We start from the raw sequence: 20,573 nt of genomic DNA, 5'->3' as shown, positions 1-20,573 counted from the left end.
ACGAATTCGTCGCCCGACCAGACCTGTCGCCGGCAGGCTCAGGGCTACAGCGGTTGCGCCTTAGCCATGTGCAGGCTGGCTGTGGGGAAACAACAGATCGACGAAACGCTCGGCCGTCGGTTGTGGCTCGTGATTGGCCAGGCCGCAGCGCTCGTTCGCTTCGATAAACACATACTCCGGCTGATCGGCGGCGGGCACCATCAGGTCCAGACCCACCACCGGGATGTCGAGCGCGCGGGCGGCACGCACGGCGGCGTCTTTCAGCACCGGGTGAAGAATCGCGGTCACGTCTTCCAGACAGCCGCCGGTGTGCAGGTTCGCGGTGCGGCGCACGGCCAGACGCTGATCAGCCGGTAACACGCTGTCGAAGCTGAAACCCGCGTCCTCTACGGTGCGGTGAGTTTCGTCGTCCACCGGAATCTTGCTCTCGCCGCCCGTGGCTGCAGAACGACGGCGACTTTGCGCCTCGATCAACTGACCCACGGTGTGACGGCCATCGCCGATGATCTCGGCAGGACGGCGGATGGCGGCAGCCACCACCTCAAAACCAATCACGACGATGCGCAGGTCGAGCCCTTCGTGGAAGCTTTCGAGCAGCACACGGCTGTCGAACTGGCGAGCACGCTCGACCGCCGCCTGGACATCTTCGATCGTACGAAGGTCCACGGCCACGCCCTGACCCTGTTCGCCATCGACCGGCTTGACCACGACGCGCTGATGTTCCTCGAGAAACGCCAGGTTGTCGTCGCCGTTACCCGCCAGTTGCTGCACCGGCACTTCCAGCCCCGCCGCCTTCAGCGTCTTCTGGGTCATGCGCTTGTCTTGGCACAGCGTCATGCTGACGGCGGTGGTCAGGTCGCTCAACGACTCGCGGCAGCGCACCCGGCGGCTGCCATGAATCAGCGTGAACAGTCCGGCCTCGGCATCATCTACTTGCACCTCGATGCCGCGACGATGGGCTTCTTCGACGATGATGCGCGCGTACGGGTTGAAGTCTGCCTGGGGGCCGGGTCCGAGAAACAGCTTCTCGTTGATGCCGTTTTTTCGCTTGATGGCGAAGGTTGGCAGATTGCGGAAGCCCAGCTTGGCGTACAGGCTTTTTGCTTGTTCGTTGTCGTGCAGCACCGACAGATCCAGGTAGGCCAGACCCCGGCTTTGGAAGTGCTCCACCAGATGACGCACCAGCACTTCGCCGACGCCAGGCCGTGTGCATTGAGGATCTACCGCCAGGCACCACAGGCTGCTGCCGTTTTCGGGATCGTTGAAGGCCTTCTGATGATTCAGACCCATCACGCTGCCGATCACGGCGTTGGTAGTCTCGTCTTCAGCAATCCAGTAGACCGGGCCGCCCTGGTGCCGAGGCGTCAGCAGGGCAGGGTCTATGGGCAACATGCCACGGGCGATGTACAAATTGTTGATCGCGGTCCAGTCACCTTCGCTTTGTGCTCGGCGAATCCTGAAGCCACGAAACACCCGCTGGGCCGGGCGGTAATCGCTGAACCACAGGCGCAGCGTGTCTGACGGATCGAGAAACAACTGTTGCGGCGATTGCGCCAGCACCTGTTGCGGTGCGGCGACATACAGGGCGATGTCGCGCTCGCCCTGCTTTTCGTTGAGCAACTCTTGCGCGAGGGTTGCCGGGTCAGGGTAGGTATGGCCAATCAGCAGCCGTCCCCAGCCGCAATGCAGAGCCAGCGGTTCTGTCTCAGGCGTGCTGCCGTCTTCGGCAAGGCGAGCCTGCAAGCGCTCGTACGACGGCGCCTGGCCGCGCAGCAAACGCTGGTTATGAATCGAAGCGTTGGCTTTCATCGGTCAGAGTCCTTGTTCGCTGAGCCACAGGTTCAGCGCTGCGAGCTGCCACAGCTTGGAGCCGCGCAGGGGCGTCAGTTGACCCTGTGGATCGGTGAGCAGTTTGTCGAGCATGACCGGGTTGAACAGGCCACGGTCCTGGCTTGGATCGAGCAGCAGATCGCGGACCCAGTTCAGCGTATCGCCTTCCAGATGCTTGAGGCCCGGCACCGGGAAATAACCTTTCTTGCGATCAATGACTTCGGACGGGATCACCAGTCGCGCCGCTTCCTTGAGTACTTGCTTGCCGCCGTCCGGCAACTTGAAGCGGCCAGGCACCCGTGCCGACAGCTCGACCAGTCGATAGTCGAGGAACGGGGTGCGTGCTTCGAGGCCCCAGGCCATGGTCATGTTGTCGACGCGTTTGACCGGGTCGTCCACCAGCATGACCGTGCTGTCCAGTCGCAGGGCTTTGTCCACGGCCGCATCAGCGCCCGGCATCGCGAAATGCTCGCGCACGAAATCACCTGCCGCGTCGTTCGCCGTCAGCCACTTTGGCGTAACGGTCTCGGCGTATTCGGCGTAACTGCGGTCGAAAAACGCATCGCGATAGGCGGCGTAGGGGTCGCTGGCGCCGTCCACTTGCGGGTACCAGTGATAACCGGCGAACAACTCGTCCGCGCCCTGACCGCTCTGAACCACCTTGCAGTGCTTGGCCACTTCGCGGGACAGCAGATAAAAAGCAATGCAGTCATGGCTGACCATCGGCTCGCTCATCGCACGGAAGGCGGCGGGCAGTTGCTCGATGATTTCGCTTTCCTTGATGCGCAGTTGATGGTGGTTAGTGCCGTAGTGTTTGGCGATCAGGTCCGAATACTGGAACTCGTCGCCGCGTTCGCCGCCGGCGTCCTGGAAGCCGATGGAGAAAGTCGACAGATCCTTCACGCCCACTTCACGCAGCAGACCGACCAGCATGCTGGAATCGACGCCGCCGGACAGCAGCACGCCAACGTCCACCGCAGCGCGTTGACGAATGGCAACGGCTTCGCGCGTGCTGTCGAGCACACGGTCGCGCCAGTCTTCGAGGGTAAGATTCGCTTCGTCGGCACGCGGGCCATAGGGCAGGGTCCACCAGACTTTCTGCTCGACCTTGCCTTCGGCGCTCACGCGCATCCACGACGCCGGCGGCAGTTTTTCCACACCGGCCAGCAACGTGCGCGGCGCAGGCACCACGGCGTGGAAATTCAGGTAATGATTGAGCGCGACCGGGTCGAGCATCGGGCTGATGTCGCCGCCTTTGAGCAACGCGGGCAGCGCGGACGCAAAACGCAGGCGCTTGTCGGTGCGCGACAGGTACAGCGGCTTGACGCCGAGACGGTCGCGGGCGATGAACAGGCTTCTGTTGTCGCGCTCCCAGATGGCGAACGCGAACATGCCATTGAGCTTGGGCAGCATGTCAGCGCCCCAGGCGTGGTAGCCCTTGAGCAGCACTTCGGTGTCGCCGCCGGAGTGGAACTGGTAGCCAAGGCTTTCGAGCTCGGCACGCAGTTCCGGGAAGTTGTAAATCGCGCCGTTGAAGGTCAGGGACAGGCCCAGGTGGCTGTCGATCATCGGCTGCGCCGAGCCGTCCGACAGGTCCATGATTTTCAATCGACGGTGGCCGAGGGCAATTGGCCCCTGGCTGTGAAACCCCCACGCATCCGGGCCGCGAGCCGCGAGATGATGGGTGATACGTTCTACTGCGGCGAGATCCGCAGGTTGATTGTCAAAGCGTAGTTCGCCAGCTAATCCGCACATCTGTCCTAAACCCTTTATGTTTTCGGCGTGTTTGGCGTTACTGGGATTGCGCGGCGATAGATGCCGGGTTCATTCCGGGCATCAGGCGCATGATTGCGTACGTATGGCGCGTGTCGTACATCCTGCGCTGTCTAATCCCGAGCCTGCGCAATGCACTCAGCCAGTAACGATTCGGCCCTGTCCCGGCGCGGAGATACAGCCCTGGCACAAGCCCGCTTCCTATCGGCGCGAACACGTCATCAGGGCGCGCTGCCGTCAGCGGCCTAGCTTTATCGAGTACCAGCAGGCGTGGATCGTTCAATAAAAAAACATTGCAAGGGAGGGAGGCGTGGCCGGGTTTTTAATCACCGACGACGTTTTTCGTGGGATGTCGACTCGCTCATAGGTGCAAGAGGCGCTGCCCACGTGATGCCTGGGAAGCGCATATCTCGCCCGAGTCAACGCGAGCGGTTGGCGATCCGTAAAGCTGCGGTTTTGATGTACCTCACCGAGTTGGCGAGGTTACCGGCATGACTTTCGAGGAGCATGAGGTCCTCTTGTCGACACACAACTTTTTGAGCCTTGAGGTAAATGGCATGGCCTTCGAGAAATTGCGACAGAGAGTCAAAGTAGGCAGCAGAATCTTCGAGATCCAGCTGCATATCTTTCAAGCTTAGTGTAGACATCGAGGCTCCAGACGCTATTGAAGCAGGCGTCCTGGCCTGACGGGGTTGGGGTATTGGGTTCACTGTCCGATGCTTTGTTTATCGGCAGCCGTCAGGAAACTTTAGATGATTATTACGGTCGGTCTCGGCGGCGTGTCAGTAGCCCGTCATCTCCAGATACCCGACACCCCCGTGGCTACCGCTCACGGTGACCGGCCCTTCCCAGTAGGGAATCTGCAAATTCATCCACGCTTGGGGGTTCAGCGCTTCGACAGCAATGTCCACGGCCTTCGACGGTATTTTCACCGACCAGCGCGTGGGCATGTCGCGGCCTTCAACGTCAGTGGTGTCTTCCGGGACCAGTTCGATATCCTTCGCTGCCAATTGCTCGGTACTGCCATCGGCGTTGATCCATGTCCCGGTGAGGTACGGCTCGCCGTCCTTTTGCCGCATGCGATAGAGCATGACTTCGGTGCCATCACCCAGATGCAGTGAGAACCAGTCCCAGCCCGTCTGATTATCGGTGAGCGGCTGGCTGCTCCACTCCCGGTCCAGCCACGCGGGCCCGGACACCTGATAGGTTTTGCCGTCGATCTCGAGGCTGCCGTCCGCCTGAAAAAACGGCTGGCTGTAGTAGTACGACGCCTGACCCTGCTCGGACTTCTGACTGAAGCCCTGTTTGCCTTGCAGCACCAACGGCTTCGTGGCTTTAAGGTGTAGGCGATAGTTGAACTGCGGACTGCTGGCCTGCAACTGCATGTCCGCCAGCGGGTCATCGGTGGCAGATTGGCTGGTGAAGGACCAGTCATCTATCCAGGCTGCGAACGGTGCCAGCGTCACCCCGGCCTGCTGCACGCCGCCGCGGGCGTAGCGTTCCGCTGCGAAATGATCGTCCTGGGACGTCACGGCGGCGTGGCCCATCCACAGATTGCGGTTATTCCAGCCAGACCCATCGCCTTGCAGCCCTTTCGCGCGTGGGAGGGCATTGCGAAACAGGGTCCATTGCACGCCAAACGACTGGCCGTCGGCATCCTTGAGGTTGGCGGTGACGTACCACCACTCGATGCGGAAATCATCGTGGGGGCCATGATCGTCGGGGAACACGAAGCGCTTGTCCGGCGTCACCTGCGCGTAAATCGAGGCGTCGTCGGCAAGCCCTGCGAAGCCTTTTTCTTCCTCCGGTTTGTCGTCGCAGCCGCTCAGCAGGGTGACGAGCAACAGGCCAACGAGCGGGATCAGGGCCTTAACCTTCATTGGCGAAAGTCCTCAGCAAATCAGCAGGGCGGGTGCGGTACAAACGGTAGAGCGGCCATGCCGAGGCCAGCAGTGTGGCGAGCATCGCCAGCAGCGTGAGCCGCAACAGCTGCATCGGGAACACCTGCAGCGGCAGGCGCCAACCGAAGGCTTGCACGTTGATCACTGCGTCCAGACACCACGCCAGCAACAGCCCCAGCGGAATTGCCAGCACCAGCGTCAGCACCGCCAGGAGCCAGGTCTGCGCCAGATTGAGCAGCATCAATTGCCGCCGCGTTACGCCCAGCGCCCACAGCGGCGCCAGTTGTGAGAGGCGGCTCTGGCTCTGGGTCAGCAGACTGATGAACAGCGCAACGCCAGCGACCATCAACGTCAGGCTGTTCAAGGCTGCGGTGGCAGCGAAGGTGCGTTCGAAGACCTGCTGCGACCAGGCTTTGAGCTGAATCTGATCGACGATGCGGTTGTCGTCGATGGTGAATTTGTTGTGCAGCACCCGCAGCAGTTGCGGGATGGCGTGGGGATCGATGCGCAGATTGAAACGGTTGGGCGTCAGCTGCGGCCAGTGCTTGAGCAGGTGGTCGGCGTTCACCAGCATGTGGCCCTTGGGATTGCCGTAATCGGCATAAATGCCAACGACGCGCAGCGGCCACGGCCCGTCCGGCGCCGGCAGTTTCACCTCATCGCCAACGCTGACATCCAGACGGCGGGCCAGTTGTTCGCTGAGCATCAGCGTGTCTTCCTGCGCCAGTTGCTTCCAGGCATCGCCGCTCGCCGATTCCAAGAGTGGCCAGTGCTGGCGATAGTGCGGATGGTCGATGACGCCATACAGCTCGGCCGGCCAGCCATGCAGCTGCAGCGACACCTGCCAGTTGGGCAGCACCGCCGAGGTCAGCGGCTGCTGACTCAACCACTGCTGCAACGGCGCGGCCTGGGCGGGATTCTGCGGATTGATGTACAGCTCGGCGCTAAGGCGTTGCTCCAGCCAGTGGGTGAACGTCTGGCGGAACCCCGACGTCATGCTACCCGCGCCGATGTTTGCTGCCATCGCCAGAAGTAAGGCCATGAGCGCCAGGCTCAGGGCCGGCAATTGTTGTCGGCAGTCAGCGAGAAACCACTGACCCAGCACCGAACGGCTCCTGCCCAACAGTGCGTTTAGCAACAGGTTGAGCAGCACCGGAAGGCCCAGGGCCGCACTCAATAACAGGCTGGCCATCAACACGAAGCCCAGCGCCAGGCTGTCGCCAAACAGCGCGGCCGATACTGCAATCAACGCCGAAATCCCGGCGACCCAGCCCTGGCGTCGCAGCCATTTGGCGTGGGTTTCGTGCCATGCCTGGGCATTGGCCAGCGCCAGCAAGGGCAGACGCTCCGCGCGCAGCAGGCTGCTGGCGCCCGCGAGAAACGCGCCGAGCAGACTGACGCCCAATCCGCTCAGCCACCACCAGACGCTCAGGTTCAGGTGGCCCGCGACTTCAGCGCCGTACAGCCCGCGCAGACTCGCCGCAACATCGGGCAACAGCGCGCTCGCCAGCCAGTAACCACTGATGACGCCGGCGATGCCGCCGAGCAAGGCCAGCACCCCGAGCTCGACCACCAGACTCACCATCAACCCACGTGCGCTGACCCCGCAGGCACGCAGATTGCGCAGCAGCCCACGACGCTGTTCCAGCGCGAGACCAATGGCCGCGTGCACGATGAACAGCCCGACTACGAACGAGAGAAAACCCAGCGCGTCGAGGTTCAGGTGGAAGCTCTCGGTGAGCCTGCCCAGGTCGTTGTCTTCGCCGCTTTTGCGCAGCACCAGTTCGCCGTTCAGCTCGGCCGGCAGGGGAGGAGCGTTTTCGGCAAAATCCTTGGGCAGCACCAGCCGCGAGATCTGATTGGGCTGGTTGAGCAGTTGCTGGGCGAAACCGATGTCCATGAGCAGTACACCCGGCGCCATGTCGGTTTTCCCACGCAGTGGCGGCAGCACCTTGCCGGAGTCGATGACCGGCTGCTGGCCTTCATGAAGACCGAGGGCCGCGAGGGTCTGCGGGGAAATCCAGGTGGTGCCGGGAGGGGTGAAGAAGTCGACGATCTGCGCGGTGTCCAGCGATTGCCCGGCCAGCGCGGTGTTCACCGGCAGTGAGACTGGCTCGATGCCGAGCACGGTCAGGCGCTGCTCCGGCGCTTCCTTCAGGGTGACGCGTCCGCGGAGTGCGGGGGAGACCGGCCATCCCGCCCGGCGCAAGGTCACGAACAGGTCCTGGGAAAAGTTGGCGCCGTTGGGCGAGACCAGGATCTTCTGCGGCTCGCCACCGATCATCTGACTGGCTTTGGCGTAGCTTTCACGGGCCTGACTGTTCAGCGCCTGTACGCCGGTCAGCAGGCTGGTCGCCAGCCACAGGCCGGTCAGCACGCTGAAAAACTGCACGGGATGGCGCCGCCAGTGGCTGAGCAGCGCTTTCAACGTCCAGTAGAAGACAGACATCTCAGCGTTCGCCTTCGCTGACCAGCCGACCCAGATGCAGCACGGCCTGACGCTGCAATCGCGCCGCCACCCTCGGGCTGTGGGTCACCATCAACAGGCTGGTCGTGCTATCGGCGAGGAGGTCCAGCAACAGTTGCAGCACTTCATCGCTGGTGGCTTCGTCGAGGTTGCCAGTGGGTTCGTCAGCGAGCAGCAGCGCCGGGCGAGACGCGAGAGCCCGGCCAATCGCAACGCGCTGCTGCTGGCCGCCGGAAAGCTGTTCGGGGTAGCGCTTGAGCAGCGCGCCCAAACCCAGCCGCTCGGTGAGTTCGGTCTGCCATTCGGGTAGGTAGCGCCCGGCCAGACGCGCCTGGAACGCCAGGTTGTCTTCGACCTTCAGGCTGCCGATCAGGTTGAACTGCTGGAACACCAGGCCGATTTCCGTACGCCGCCAGTTGGCCAACTGCGCTTCGTTCATCTGGTCGAGACGCTGCCCGGCGACCTCGATGCTGCCCTTGTCGACGTGGTCCAGACCGGCCACCAGATGCAGAAGCGTGCTCTTGCCGCTGCCGGACTCGCCCATCAAAGCTAGACTGCCGCCCTGATCCAGTTGGAGGTCCGCGCCACGCAAGACGGCCAATGGGCCTTGGGCCGTGGCATAGCTTTTGAACACACCCTGGACTTGCAGCATCGACACGCACCTGAATGGAGGGATGGGCTGGAGGATAACGGTTTGGCCGGAGCCGATGTAGCTGGCGAAGCAGTGGATCTTCGGCAGGAGCAAGAAGTTGCGTCGGATAGCGGCGACGGGCGCCTGGACAGCCGATACCGCAGGCCTCTCTACTTCCCGCGAATCAGCCGGCGTAGCGCGAATCGGTTGGGATGACAGGCTTCGGCCACGCTTCGCGGCAGCGGCAGAGGTTCGTCATCCAGCCAGGCGGCAATCAGTTCGCCGGACAGCGGCGCAGTGATCAGACCGCGAGAGCCGTGACCGCTGTTGACGTACAGCCCGGCGAGCCATGGGCATTCGGTATCCGGCGTCTGGCGCGCATCCTTGCGCAGCACGGCGTACGCTTCAAGAAACGCCCCCCGATCCGCCAGCGGCCCGACGACGGGCAGGTAATCCGGGCTGGTGCAGCGAAACGCGGCGCGACCTTGCAGACCCTCTGCTGGCAGCGCGGTGGCGTTCAGCCGCTGGGTCAGGTCCTCGGAGATCTCTCTTAGCAGTTCGAGATTGCCGAGATGTTCGGCCGTATTCGGCGTCAGGTCATCGCTGTTGAAGGCGAAGCTTGCCCCCAGCGTGTGTTCGCCGCCGCGCGCAGGCGCCACGTAACCCTCGGCGCACACGACAGTCGTCAACGCCTGGCTTTCGGGGGTTTCAGCCAGTCGGGTAATCTGCCCGCGAATACGCTTGAGGGGCAGGTCAGCGCTGGCCGGGAAGCGTTTGATTTCGGCTGCGCCCGCCAACACGACGACGGGAGCAGAAGCCAGCAGACGCTCGCCATCCCACGCCTGCCACAGCGCCCCGTCCCGCCGCAGCTCGATCACGTCATTGTGGGTCAGCAGCTTGATGTTGCTTGCGCTGGCCTGATCGCGACACAACGCCGGCGGATGCACCCAGCCACCTTGGGGGTAAAACAAACCGCCGCTCTTCAACACGACACCGGCCCGTGACTCGGCGTCAGCCCGGTCCAGCACATGCAGCAGATCCTCGGGGAACGCCGTCGCCAGTTGCGCCTGCCGCGCTTGCTCTTTCTCTTCGAAGGCAAGCTGCAGCACGCCGCAATCGTCCCAGTCGATGCCCCGTTGCAGGCGTTCCAGCAAACGGCGGGTGTGACCAAATCCGCTCAAGATCAGCTGCGACAACGGGGTGCCGTGGGCCGACAGCTTCAGATAGAGCACGCCTTGCGGATTGCCCGATGCTTCTTGCGCCAAATCCCCGTGACGTTCCAGCAGACTGACGTGCCAACCGCGCGCGGCAAGACTTGACGCAGTGGCGCAGCCGGCCAGGCCTGCGCCGATTACCAACGCCGTGCGCGGGCCGTCCGGTGACGTCGGCCGGGCAAACCATGGTTTGGCGCGCGGGGGCGTTGGCACGCTTTCTGGCCAGCCGATGAAGCGGCCTTTGAGCACTTCCCACTTATGCCCGATCCCCGGCACGCGCTTCATCTTGAAACCGGCTGCGTTCAATGCCCGGCGCACCCAGCCCGTGCTGGTAAAGGTGCCGATGGTCGAGCCCGGTGCCGCCAGCCGCGCCAGCTCTGCGAAGAGTTCGGGCGTCCACATTTCCGGGTTTTTCGCGGGGGCGAAACCGTCGAGAAACCAGGCGTCGATCTGTCCGTCCAGCTGCGGCAGCATGTCCAGCGCATCGCCAACCAGCAAGGTCAGGGTCACGCGGCCGCCCTCAAAGACCCAGCGCTGGAAGCCCTGATGCACCGCCACGTATTGATCCAGCAACTGATCCGCTTGCTCCTTGAGCTCGGGCCACAAATTCAGCGCGCGTTCCAGATCGGCACGGGTCAGCGGGTATTTTTCGACGCTGACGAAATGCAGGCGGGCGTCTGCCACTGCGCTGGCATTGAACAGCTGCCAGGCGCACAGGAAATTCAATCCAGTACCAAACCCGGTTTCGCCGATCACCAGCCGACCACCCGCCGGTAACGCAGCAAAGCGCTCGGGCAGCTCGTTCTGGGTCAGGAACACATGGCGGGTTTCATCCAGGCCCGATCCGGTCGAGAAATAAACGTCGGCGAACACCCGTGAATGCGGATTGCCGTGTTCGTCCCAGTCGATCTGGGCGTGGGCAATCTGGTCATCGGCGATCTGGGTGTGGTCAGTGGTGGTCATGTTCGGCTCGGGGCGGGCGAGGTGGCGATGTTACTCCAGCGTCCGGGGAGGCGTGCACTACATATGTATGCCACTTTGCGGCTGCGTTCCTGTTTATCTATGCGCCTTTGATCACACGCAGAAACAAGGACGTCACATGAACACCGCCAGTCAGGCTCTTACGACTTCATTTATCCAGGACACGCTGCCGCAATGGTTCATCCAGGCGACCCCGGCAATGCGCGATGCCCTGCGTCAGGACATGACCCTCGCGCAGGCCGCTCGGGAAAACCTCAAGCAGGTGTTCCAGCGCATTCAGGACCTGCCGTCATTTGCGCGGCCGTTGCTGACCCAGGCCCTGGACGCCGAATTCGGTCCGGGTCTCGATGTAGACCGCGACCGCTTCTTCCACGCCAGATTCCAGCGCGACTGGCTGACAGGTCGTGCTTCGCCTCAGGGTTCCAGCACACGTTCGATGCTGGCCGCCGCCCTGCAAAATTTCGAAGCGGTCGAAGCGACGGACGCTGATCGTGAAAGCACCTCGGCAATCATTGGCGGCACGCCGGACACATCGGCGCGGCCGGAAGCCGTTCATCCATCAAGGGTTAGTCCCGGTCGCTTCATCGAACTGTGCCGCCGGCTTGACCTGGGCGGCCAGTATCAACGGCACTTGCATCATGTGTTGCACCCCGTCGCGAGGCCGGACGTCCCCGGAAGTCTGGACAGCAATGACATCAAGTCGCGCATTATCGAGCACGCCCGTCTGACCTTGCGGGTCGACTCCCACATCGCATACCTCAAGGGCTCTATTGATGAGGCGCAGTACCAGAGGCTGCTGCAGCTCGACGCCTACGGCCCCGCGCATCAGGTGTCCACCCTGCAACTGCTGGGCTACAAATTGCGCGGCCCGCTGTTATTCAAATCCACCGAGCAGACGCGTTGCGTGGTGTACCTGCCGGGGGAAGCCAGTGGCGCAATCCAGTCCTACCCCTCGTTGGAACATTTCACACAGGCGCTGCGGACCAAACTGCGCTCCGAGGCGTATCAACGCTACTTCGATCGCTTCATTCCCGAGCGCAGCAAAGGCGCTTTCTTCAAACGCTTGCACGAACGCCTGGCGCCCCATGTCCTGCACAGCGTCGCCCGTGGCAAAGGTTTTCACCGACAGCTGATCAGCGTTTCGGAAGTGGATCAGAATGCGTTCCTCGACCTGGAAGCCATCGATATGGGCGGCGCGCTGGGTGATGTTTTCTATCTTCATCAACTGCTGCGACTGAAGGATGACGCTCGCGTGCTCGCCGTCCCCACCGACGACGAGGACCAGAAAACCCGCGACCAGCGCCTCGCTGACTGGCTGAACTACGGCCTGGATGCACTGAATATCGCCGCGCTGTTCGTTCCCGGTCTGGGCGAAGTCATGATGGTTGTCGCGGGGGCGCAATTGCTCGACGAGACATTCGAAGGCATTGAAGCGTGGCGCCATGGCGACATGGATGAGGCGCTGGACCACTTGGGCAATGTCGCGGAAAACCTGGCATTCATCGGGGCGCTGGGTGTCGCAGGTGCCGTGACCGGCGCAATGGCGGCAGAAGCCGGTGGGTCGCAGCCACCGTCGTTCATCAAACGCAGCGTTCCCGCCCGAAACGCTGCAGGTGGCCTACGCCTGACCGATGTGAGCGTGGCTTTGCGTCGTTTGCATCCGGAACTCGCGGACATCGACGACAACACCGTCGGCCGAATAATGGCAGTGAGCGGGGTAGATGAAGAGCATCTGGCCGCACTGCACATCGCCAATCAATCGGCACCCGCAGCGCTGCTCGATACCGCCAAGCGTTTTCGCCTGAGTCAGCAGGCGGCAGACTCAGCCGACGCCTTCAACGCGGCGTACCTCGCCAGCGAGCAGTCGAGCGATCCGCTGATCGTACTGCTCAGACGGGATTTCCCGTCCCTCACGTTGGCGGCAGGACAGGAGCTGATCGCTGAAACCGCCAGCGAACAGAAACTGGCCATGCTGGACACCCAACGCATTCCGCTCGAAGTGGCCGGAAAGGTCCGTGGGCATCTGCGTCAGACCCGCATGAACCGAGCGCTGGAGGGTTTCTTTCTGACGCCCAGCACGGCCAACGCCGATCTCCAGCGCCTGACGTTGCGCAGCCTTGAAACATTCCCGGGATGGCCCGCTGACCTTCGCATCGAACTGAGGGAGGGCAGCACCACCGGGTCTTTGCTGGACAGCATTGGCGCCAAGAGTGCCTCGCAATGCCGTGTGTTGATCAAGGGCGACAAAGGCTTTCAGGTAGCGGGTACCGAGGAGTCGGAGAAAAGGGTCAGCCTGTTTGCCGCGCTCTTGCGTGCGCTGCCAGAGAGCAGTCGTCAGACGATGGGGTTCAACGACCCGGAAACGGGCGCACGGGCCTTCAAGCGTCGCATTTTTAATTGGGTCCGATCGCAGCCGGAGTGGGCGGCGGAGCAGTTGGGGCAATGGACGTTACCGACCGGGTTCAGGCCGCCGCAGCGTTTGCTTGACGGGCGCATCGGCTACCCACTCAGCGGGCGCGGTGTGCCTGTGGCTGACAGCGCGGTTCATCAGCAATTGCTCCAGGCAATGGCGCAGCTCTATCCGGAGAGTCTCGAGATGACGGAGCAGGTGCGTGGCATGGCCCGGCGGGGGCGATCACTGGAGCAACTGCTGCACGCGACGCGCGCTCGTGCTGTGGCCTATGACCAGTTGCACGTGAGCCTGATCGCCTGGGCGGAAGCCGACGATATCAGCGTGCTGCTCAATGACGGTGAACGTCTGGCGCGGCGTCGTGTGGCCAACGCGCTGGGTCGGGCCTGGCGCTACAGCCATGCTGATGCGCCACGGGGTACGCGCTGGCTGACGCTTGAGTTCCTGACAATGCCGGAATTGCCGCCGTTGCAAAGTTTCTATGGGGACATCACACAGATCGAGCTCAATAACGTGCAGTTTGATACCAACGCTGCCAATGCGTTTCTGGCGAACTTTCCGAACATGACCCACTTGAACGTGCGCGGAAGCTTCACCGAGCTCCCGAGTGTGTTACCGCAGTTTGAGTCCCTCCAGCACCTTTCGCTGGAGAACATGCAATGGCCCTTGGGCCAGCCTGCCATGGACACACTGATGGACATCCCCGCGCTGAATTCCCTGAGTCTGGCCGGCAGCCAGTTGGGTGAATTCACCGACACCAGCCGCCTGAGCCTGTCGACCTTGTGGATTAACAACACCGGCCTTACCCAGTGGCCTGAATGGACCGATTCGCTGGGCCTTGGCGAGCTGGACATCAGTGACAACCAGATCACCGACATCCCTTCCGACGTGATCGAAAACTCAAGGGATGATGGCCAGCACACGGTGATCTACGCCTACAACAACCCGTTCAACCGCCAAGACCTTGAGGATTACTGGCGCAACGATACCGGCTACGGTCATCGCTATCAGCTCGATTACGACTTTCCCGAAGACATCCGCGAAATCCACGTCGAAGGCGCGCCGATGGACACAGACTCTGAGCCATCTGATGATGAGTCCGCGTCCCATGGTCACCGCGCTGGTCCGAGCGCGGGTGCTGCCAGACCCTCGGCGCAGGTGTGGTTGCGCACGGGGGAAGATGTGTTGAATCAGCGGTTGCTGGCAGCGTGGACGCAGGTCGAACAGGCCGCCGATGCGCCTCATCTGCTGGTGTTGTTGCAGCGTTTGAGGGAAACCCCGGACTTCCGCCAGTTCCATGCCGAGCTTGCCAGTGAAGTGCTCACTGTTCTGGAAACAGCTGCGCAGGATGCCGGGTTGCGCGGGCAGATCGAGGTCATGGCCAACGACCGCTTGTTCGGCGCCAACCAGACCTGTCAGGACGGGGCGCGCTTGATCTTCAGCGACATCCAGGTCGCGGTTTACAGCCATGGTGCGCTGCGGGGCGTTGCAGAAAGCCAACGCACGGACGCCTTGCTGGGTGTCCTGCGTCAGCTTTTCCGCCTCAACGAAGTGCAGGCGATTGCGGATGCGGAGATTGCCCGGCGCGAAAGCCTGGGGATGGCGCTGGATCATGCCGAGGTGCGACTGGCCTACCGCGTCGGGCTCGCGGAGGAACTCGGGCTGCCCGGTCAGCCTTACCGCATGGTCTGGGCGCGTCTGGCGGCGGTCGACCGTGGGGCATTGCTGGACGCTCGTCGCCAGGTGCTGGAAGCAGAACGCGGCCCGGCTTTTCTGCAGTTCGCCATCAGTGATCAGCAATGGAACGCGCGGTTGCGCTCCGAGCATGCGCCCGCGCTGGCTTTGGCCACTGAATCCGTGCGCGCACGCATGGCCGCCCTTGAAGAGCATCCGCCAACCGATCCAGACGAGTACCACCGACAGGGCCTGGCCCTCATCGCCGAACGCGATGCGGCCGAGGCGCTGATGCTCACGCAGTTGACCGATCTGTACCGCGCGGGCTGGTAATTTGCTGAACAAGGTGGCACTCCCACGGTGCCGCCTCGTTAAACCCGCAACCGAATGTTTCCCGCTGCTGTGATCCATCGCAGCGGTTGGCGGTCATAACCTGCATCGGCGCTGCCCGCCGCCTGCTAGTCTTGACCGATCCTGAAGGGAGCCTTGAATGTTCGAATCCGCTGAAATCGGCCACACCATCGACGACGAAACCTACGACGCTGAAGTCCCGGCGCTGCGCGAGGCGCTGCTGGAAGCTCAGTACGAACTGCATGAGCAAGGCAAGCGCCAGATTATCGTGCTGATCAATGGCATCGAGGGCGCAGGCAAGGGCGAGACCGTCAAGCTGCTCAACGACTGGATGGACCCGCGCTACATCGAAGTGCGCACTTTCGATCAGCAAACCGATGAAGAGCTGGCCCATCCGCCGGTCTGGCGTTACTGGCGCCAGTTGCCGCCGAAAGGCCGCATCGGCGTATTTTTCGGAAACTGGTACAGCCAGATGATCCAGGGCCGGGTGCACAAGCGCTTCAAGGACCCCGTGCTGGATCAGGCCATCAACGGCGCCGAGCGACTGGAGAAGATGCTGGTCGACGAAGGCGCGGTGATCTTCAAATTCTGGTTTCACCTGTCCAAGCGGCAGATGAAGCTGCGCCTCAAAACCCTCAAGGATGATCCCCTGCACAGCTGGCGGATCAGCCCGCTGGACTGGCAGCAATCGAAGACCTACGACCGCTTTGTGCGTTTTGGCGAGCGCGTGCTGCGCCGAACCAGTCGCGACTACGCGCCCTGGCACGTCATCGAAGGCGTTGACCCGAATTACCGCAGTCTCACCGTTGGCCGCTTGCTGCTCGAGGGTTTGCAAAACGCTCTGAAGACACCTGAAGGGGCGACCCATCTTGTCGGACTCGGCCCTTTGCCCAACAACAGCAACGAGCTGAGCCTGCTCGACAACCTCGACATGACCCTGGCGCTGGAAAAAGACGACTACGACGAGCAGCTGATCACCGAGCAGGCGCGGCTTTCGGGGCTCATGCGCGACAAACGCATGCGCCGTCACTCATTGGTGGCGGTGTTCGAGGGCAACGATGCAGCGGGCAAGGGCGGTGCGATCAAACGGGTCGCCGGAGCCCTCGATCCAAGGCAGTACCACATCGTGCCAATCGCCGCGCCCAGTCAGGACGAACTGGCCCAACCCTACCTGTGGCGCTTCTGGCGTCAGATTCCGGCGCGGGGGAAATTCACCGTGTTCGATCGGTCATGGTACGGGCGCGTGCTGGTCGAGCGAGTCGAGGGCTTCTGCTCCGAGGCGGACTGGTTGAGGGCTTATAGCGAGATCAACGACTTCGAAGAGCAGCTCACGGATTTCGGCGTGGTGGTGGTGAAGTTCTGGCTGGCGATCGACGACAAAACCCAGCTAGAGCGTTTTCAGGCGCGGGAGAAGGTGCCGTTTAAGCGCCACAAGATCACCGAGGATGACTGGCGTAACCGCAGCAAGTGGCCGCTTTACCGCGAGGCGGTGGGCGATATGGTGGACCGCACCAGCACTGAAATCGCCCCGTGGACGCTGGTCGAGGCCAACGACAAACGCTGGGCACGGGTAAAGGTACTGCGCACGATCAACGAAGCGATCGAGGCGGCATTCAAGAAGAGTGACAAGAAGCACAAGTAGCAGGGAGGGGGACGTACGAGCCGGAGTCGGCTCGTACGCTTCTCAATCGGTAACGGTGGGACGTTATTGTCGAGCTTAGTGGTGGCGCGGCTTGAGGATCGCCGGCTTTTCATCCGGGGCCTGCAGCAGCAGATACAGCGCGGTCAGCGCTTCCGGGATCTGCACGATCATGTCGTCCATCAGGTTGGCGTCGGCGGCGATGTCGGCGAACTCAGGCTGTTCATCGAACAGACCGGAACCGACCATGATCGGCAGCAGCATCTCGCTGACCTCCTCTTCGTCGTTCTCGAACCAGGCGGATTCGCGCAGGAACACGCCTTCCATGAAACCGATGCACCAGCCACGCAGCTCGGAGTCGTCGGGGTCATCGCCCAAGTCGAGATCGCACGGCAATTCGAACTCTTCGTCCGACGCCAGCTGACGAGCGATGTGCGCCTTGAGCTGGATCAGCGTGGCTTCGATTTCCTCGTGCTGCGCTTTGTCAGCGTAGTGCGGAGGCTCGGCGAACAGTGCGTCGATCCACTCGCGATCCGGCACGGTTTCGGCGCAAATGGACAGCGCGGTCAGATAGCCGTGGGCGGCTACGTAGTCCAGCGCTTCGTCATGCAGCTCATCGGCATCGAGGAAGGCTTGCAGGCGGTGTAATTGCTCAGCGAAGGACATTGACAGACTACCTTGGGAATAAACGATGCTGAATTCTAGGCCCTGAGGGCGCCCGGCGCCAGCGGCGAGGCCACTGGAATCGGTATTCCGGTTAATTTCGACCGCCGGTGTCGCCGCTGTCCAATCTGTCGGAGCGCTCCGGTATACTGCCGCGCTTTGCGATTTCCACAGCGATTCTCGACCGCTGTTGCGGCACCATCCGGGGTATTTATGCTCGACCAGGCTCAACGCGTACTTAAAGACATCTTCGGCTACGACAGCTTCCGTGGTCGCCAGGGTGCCATTATCGAGCGCGTGGCCAGTGGCGGTGATGCATTGGTGCTGATGCCCACCGGGGGCGGAAAATCCCTGTGTTTCCAGGTGCCGGGCCTTTTGCGCGACGGCCTCGCGGTGGTGGTTTCGCCGCTCATTGCGTTGATGGACGATCAGGTAGCGACGCTGGAAGAACTCGGTGTTTCAGCCGCCGCGCTGAATTCCACGCTCAGCGCCGAACAGCAGCGCGACCTCGCCAACCGCATTCGCCTGGGCGAAATCAAGATGCTGTACCTGGCGCCGGAGCGTCTGGTCCAGCCGCGCATGCTGTCGTTTCTGCAGAACCTCAAAATCGCCCTGTTCGCCATCGACGAAGCCCACTGCGTGTCGCAGTGGGGGCATGATTTCCGTCCGGAATACCTGCAGCTGGGGCAACTGGCCGAGCTGTTCCCGGACGTGCCGCGGATTGCCCTGACTGCCACGGCCGACAAGCGCACCCGCGAAGAGATCGTCGAGCGCCTGCATCTGCAGAACGCCGAGCGCTTCCTGTCGAGTTTCGATCGCCCGAATATTTTTTACCGCATCGTGCCCAAGGAACAGCCGCGCAAGCAGTTGCTGGCGTTTCTGTCCGAGCGGCGCAGCGACGCAGGCATCGTCTATTGCCTGTCGCGCAAAAAGGTCGAAGAGACCGCGGCGTTCCTTAGCGACAACGGCTATCCGGCGCTGCCCTACCACGCCGGCTTGCCCATCGAGACCCGCTCCGGCAATCAGCGGCGCTTCCTCAATGAGGAAGGGCTGATCATGGTTGCCACGATTGCATTCGGCATGGGCATCGACAAACCCAACGTGCGGTTCGTGGCGCACATGGATCTGCCCAAATCGCTGGAAGCCTATTACCAGGAGACGGGTCGGGCAGGGCGCGACGGTCTGCCGGCCGATGCATGGATGGCGTACGGTCTGCAAGACGTTCTGATGCTCAAGCAGATGCTGCAGAACTCAGAAGGCGACGAGCGCCACAAGCGCGTCGAGCAGCACAAGCTCGACGCGATGCTGGCGCTGTGTGAAGAAACCCGCTGCCGGCGTCAGTCGCTGCTCGCCTACTTCGACGAAATCATGCCCAACCCCTGTGGGCATTGTGACAACTGCGTCGATGGTGTGCAGACCTGGGACGCCACCGAACCTGCGCGGCAGGCGCTGTCAGCGATCTATCGGACCGGCCAGCGCTACGGTGTGGGCCATCTGGTCGATGTCTTGCTGGGCAAGGAAAACGACAAGGTCCAGAGCTTCGGTCATCAGAAGCTGGCGGTGTTCGGTGTCGGCAAGAGCCGCAGCGAAGGCGAGTGGCGTTCATTGTTCCGACAGCTGGTGGCGCGCGGTCTGGCGGACATCGATCTGGAAGGCTACGGCGGCCTGCGCCTGAGCGACACATGCCGACCGCTGTTGCGTGGCGAAGTTACCTTGCAGTTGCGCCGTGACCTGAAACCGCAGACCACCGCGAAAGCTTCCGGCAGCCCGGCGAGCCAGCTGGTGCGCGGCGAAGAGCGCGAACAGTGGGAAGCCCTGCGTACGTTGCGGCGCAAACTGGCGGAAGAACATGGCGTACCGCCGTATGTCATCTTCCCGGATTCGACCTTGCTGGAAATGCTCCGCAGCCAGCCGGGGACCATGGCTGAAATGGGCCGGGTCAGCGGGGTGGGCGCGCGCAAGCTGGAGCGTTACGGAGAGGCATTCCTCGAAGTGCTCGGCGGTGCTGCACCCGCGCCGCGTGTGGTCGCCGATGTGCGGCATGAGCTCATCAGCCTCGCCCGCGCCGGCATGACCCCGATGCAAATCGCCGGGCAACTGCAGTGCTCGGAGAAGAACGTCTATACGATGCTCGCCGAAGCGATCGGTAAACAGCAGCTTTCGCTGGATCAGGCGCTGGACCTGCCCGAAGACCTGATGACCGAGATTCAGGACGCGTTCCTCGACGGCGAAGGCGAGCTGCCCCCCGTTGCCGCCATTGCCGAGCTGTTCACCGGCCGTGTTCCCGAAGGGGTGCTGTATTGCGTGCGCGCGGCGTTGCAGTCCGAATTCGAGGTTTAACCCTTCGCCACCACGGCCGGTTGCAGACGTTCAAGCAGTTCAAGGCAATCCAAAGGCATACCCGCCGCATCCCGGCCTGTGCGACGAATCACCGCGTCCAGGCGCTTGCCTCATGCCGGGCTCCATGGTTAGCTGCCTATTAATTAGGAATCGCCTTTAACCATCGAGTTACCTATGCCGTTAACCGAAGAACACCGCTTTGGCATGCAGCTGGCCCATATGTCCCGGGGCTGGCGTGCCGAGCTGGATCGCCGGCTGGCTGACCTGGGATTGTCCCAGGCGCGCTGGCTGGTTTTACTGCATCTGGCCCGTTTCAAAACGCCGCCGACCCAGCGTGAACTGGCCCAGAGCGTGGGCGTTGAAGGGCCGACCCTGGCCCGGTTGCTGGACAGCCTGGAAAATCAGGGGCTGGTTCTGCGGCAGGCAGTGCTCGAAGACCGTCGGGCGAAAAAGATCGTTCTGTGCGACACGGCGCGGCCGCTGATCGAGAAAATCGAAACCATCGCCACGGCCTTGCGCCACGAGTTGTTTGCCGGCATCGACGAAGAAGAATTGCTCATGTGCATGCGCGTTCATTCGAAAATCCTCGCCAATCTCGAAAAATCCTGAAAACCGCTCGAACGCCCGCGACAAATACATTGATGCGGGCGAAACATCCTGTTCTATTTGCACCCATACTGATGATGCCCGGATGACGTG

12 protein-coding genes are annotated in these 20,573 nt (G+C 62.3%); 4 read left to right on the top strand and 8 right to left on the bottom strand.

Translation table 11 applies throughout. The annotated features are described in order from the left end of the window. Positions 1–60: 60 nt before the first annotated feature. The 7 genes from ngg to mnmC all read right to left on the bottom strand — a co-directional run bounded on the left by ngg (position 61) and on the right by mnmC (position 10,779). Positions 61–1,809, bottom strand: a complete 1,749-nt coding sequence (gene ngg / locus ACYASU_RS08070; RefSeq protein ID WP_463582478.1) for an N-acetylglutaminylglutamine synthetase — start codon at positions 1,807–1,809, stop codon at positions 61–63. Positions 1,810–1,812: 3 nt separating this feature from the next. After that, positions 1,813–3,585: an N-acetylglutaminylglutamine amidotransferase gene (locus ACYASU_RS08065; RefSeq protein WP_463582477.1), complete on the bottom strand. Its 1,773-nt coding sequence runs from the start codon at positions 3,583–3,585 to the stop codon at positions 1,813–1,815. A 437-nt stretch (positions 3,586–4,022) separates the two neighbouring features. Next, on the bottom strand, positions 4,023–4,250 hold the full coding sequence (locus ACYASU_RS08060; protein ID WP_172611188.1) for a hypothetical protein: 228 nt from the start codon (positions 4,248–4,250) through the stop codon (positions 4,023–4,025). 135 nt (positions 4,251–4,385) lie between these two features. Beyond that, entirely contained in the window at positions 4,386–5,483 is a 1,098-nt protein-coding gene (locus ACYASU_RS08055) for a lipocalin-like domain-containing protein (protein WP_463582476.1), read from the bottom strand. Then, positions 5,473–7,953: an ABC transporter permease gene (locus ACYASU_RS08050; protein ID WP_463582475.1), complete on the bottom strand. Its 2,481-nt coding sequence runs from the start codon at positions 7,951–7,953 to the stop codon at positions 5,473–5,475. Before ACYASU_RS08050 ends, ACYASU_RS08055 begins: the two co-directional genes overlap by 11 nt. Position 7,954: 1 nt before the next feature. Then, entirely contained in the window at positions 7,955–8,623 is a 669-nt protein-coding gene (locus tag ACYASU_RS08045) for an ABC transporter ATP-binding protein (RefSeq protein ID WP_463582474.1), read from the bottom strand. Positions 8,624–8,772: 149 nt separating this feature from the next. Further along, complete coding sequence (gene mnmC, locus ACYASU_RS08040; RefSeq protein ID WP_463582473.1) at positions 8,773–10,779, bottom strand: bifunctional tRNA (5-methylaminomethyl-2-thiouridine)(34)-methyltransferase MnmC2/FAD-dependent 5-carboxymethylaminomethyl-2-thiouridine(34) oxidoreductase MnmC1; 2,007 nt, start codon at positions 10,777–10,779, stop codon at positions 8,773–8,775. Between the two features lie 136 nt (positions 10,780–10,915). Here mnmC and ACYASU_RS08035 point away from each other — a divergent pair, with 136 nt between their 5' ends. After that, positions 10,916–15,214, top strand: coding sequence for a dermonecrotic toxin domain-containing protein (locus tag ACYASU_RS08035; RefSeq protein WP_463582472.1), 4,299 nt, complete (start codon positions 10,916–10,918; stop codon positions 15,212–15,214). A 157-nt stretch (positions 15,215–15,371) separates the two neighbouring features. Further along, complete coding sequence (gene pap, locus ACYASU_RS08030) at positions 15,372–16,874, top strand: polyphosphate:AMP phosphotransferase (protein WP_192170972.1); 1,503 nt, start codon at positions 15,372–15,374, stop codon at positions 16,872–16,874. Positions 16,875–16,949: 75 nt separating this feature from the next. Here the strand turns inward: pap and ACYASU_RS08025 are convergent, their stop codons facing one another. Continuing rightward, positions 16,950–17,537: a UPF0149 family protein gene (locus ACYASU_RS08025; RefSeq protein WP_192170973.1), complete on the bottom strand. Its 588-nt coding sequence runs from the start codon at positions 17,535–17,537 to the stop codon at positions 16,950–16,952. Positions 17,538–17,747: 210 nt separating this feature from the next. Between ACYASU_RS08025 and recQ the strand changes: the two genes are divergently transcribed. Beyond that, positions 17,748–19,874 (top strand): DNA helicase RecQ, encoded by a 2,127-nt coding sequence (recQ, locus tag ACYASU_RS08020; protein WP_192170974.1) that lies wholly within the window; start codon positions 17,748–17,750, stop codon positions 19,872–19,874. A 174-nt stretch (positions 19,875–20,048) separates the two neighbouring features. Continuing rightward, positions 20,049–20,483 (top strand): MarR family transcriptional regulator, encoded by a 435-nt coding sequence (locus ACYASU_RS08015; RefSeq protein ID WP_065986915.1) that lies wholly within the window; start codon positions 20,049–20,051, stop codon positions 20,481–20,483. Positions 20,484–20,573 lie beyond the last annotated feature (90 nt).

This window comes from Pseudomonas sp. HP_12, from assembly GCF_055283955.1.
This window is presented reverse-complemented; position numbering and strand designations above follow the sequence as displayed.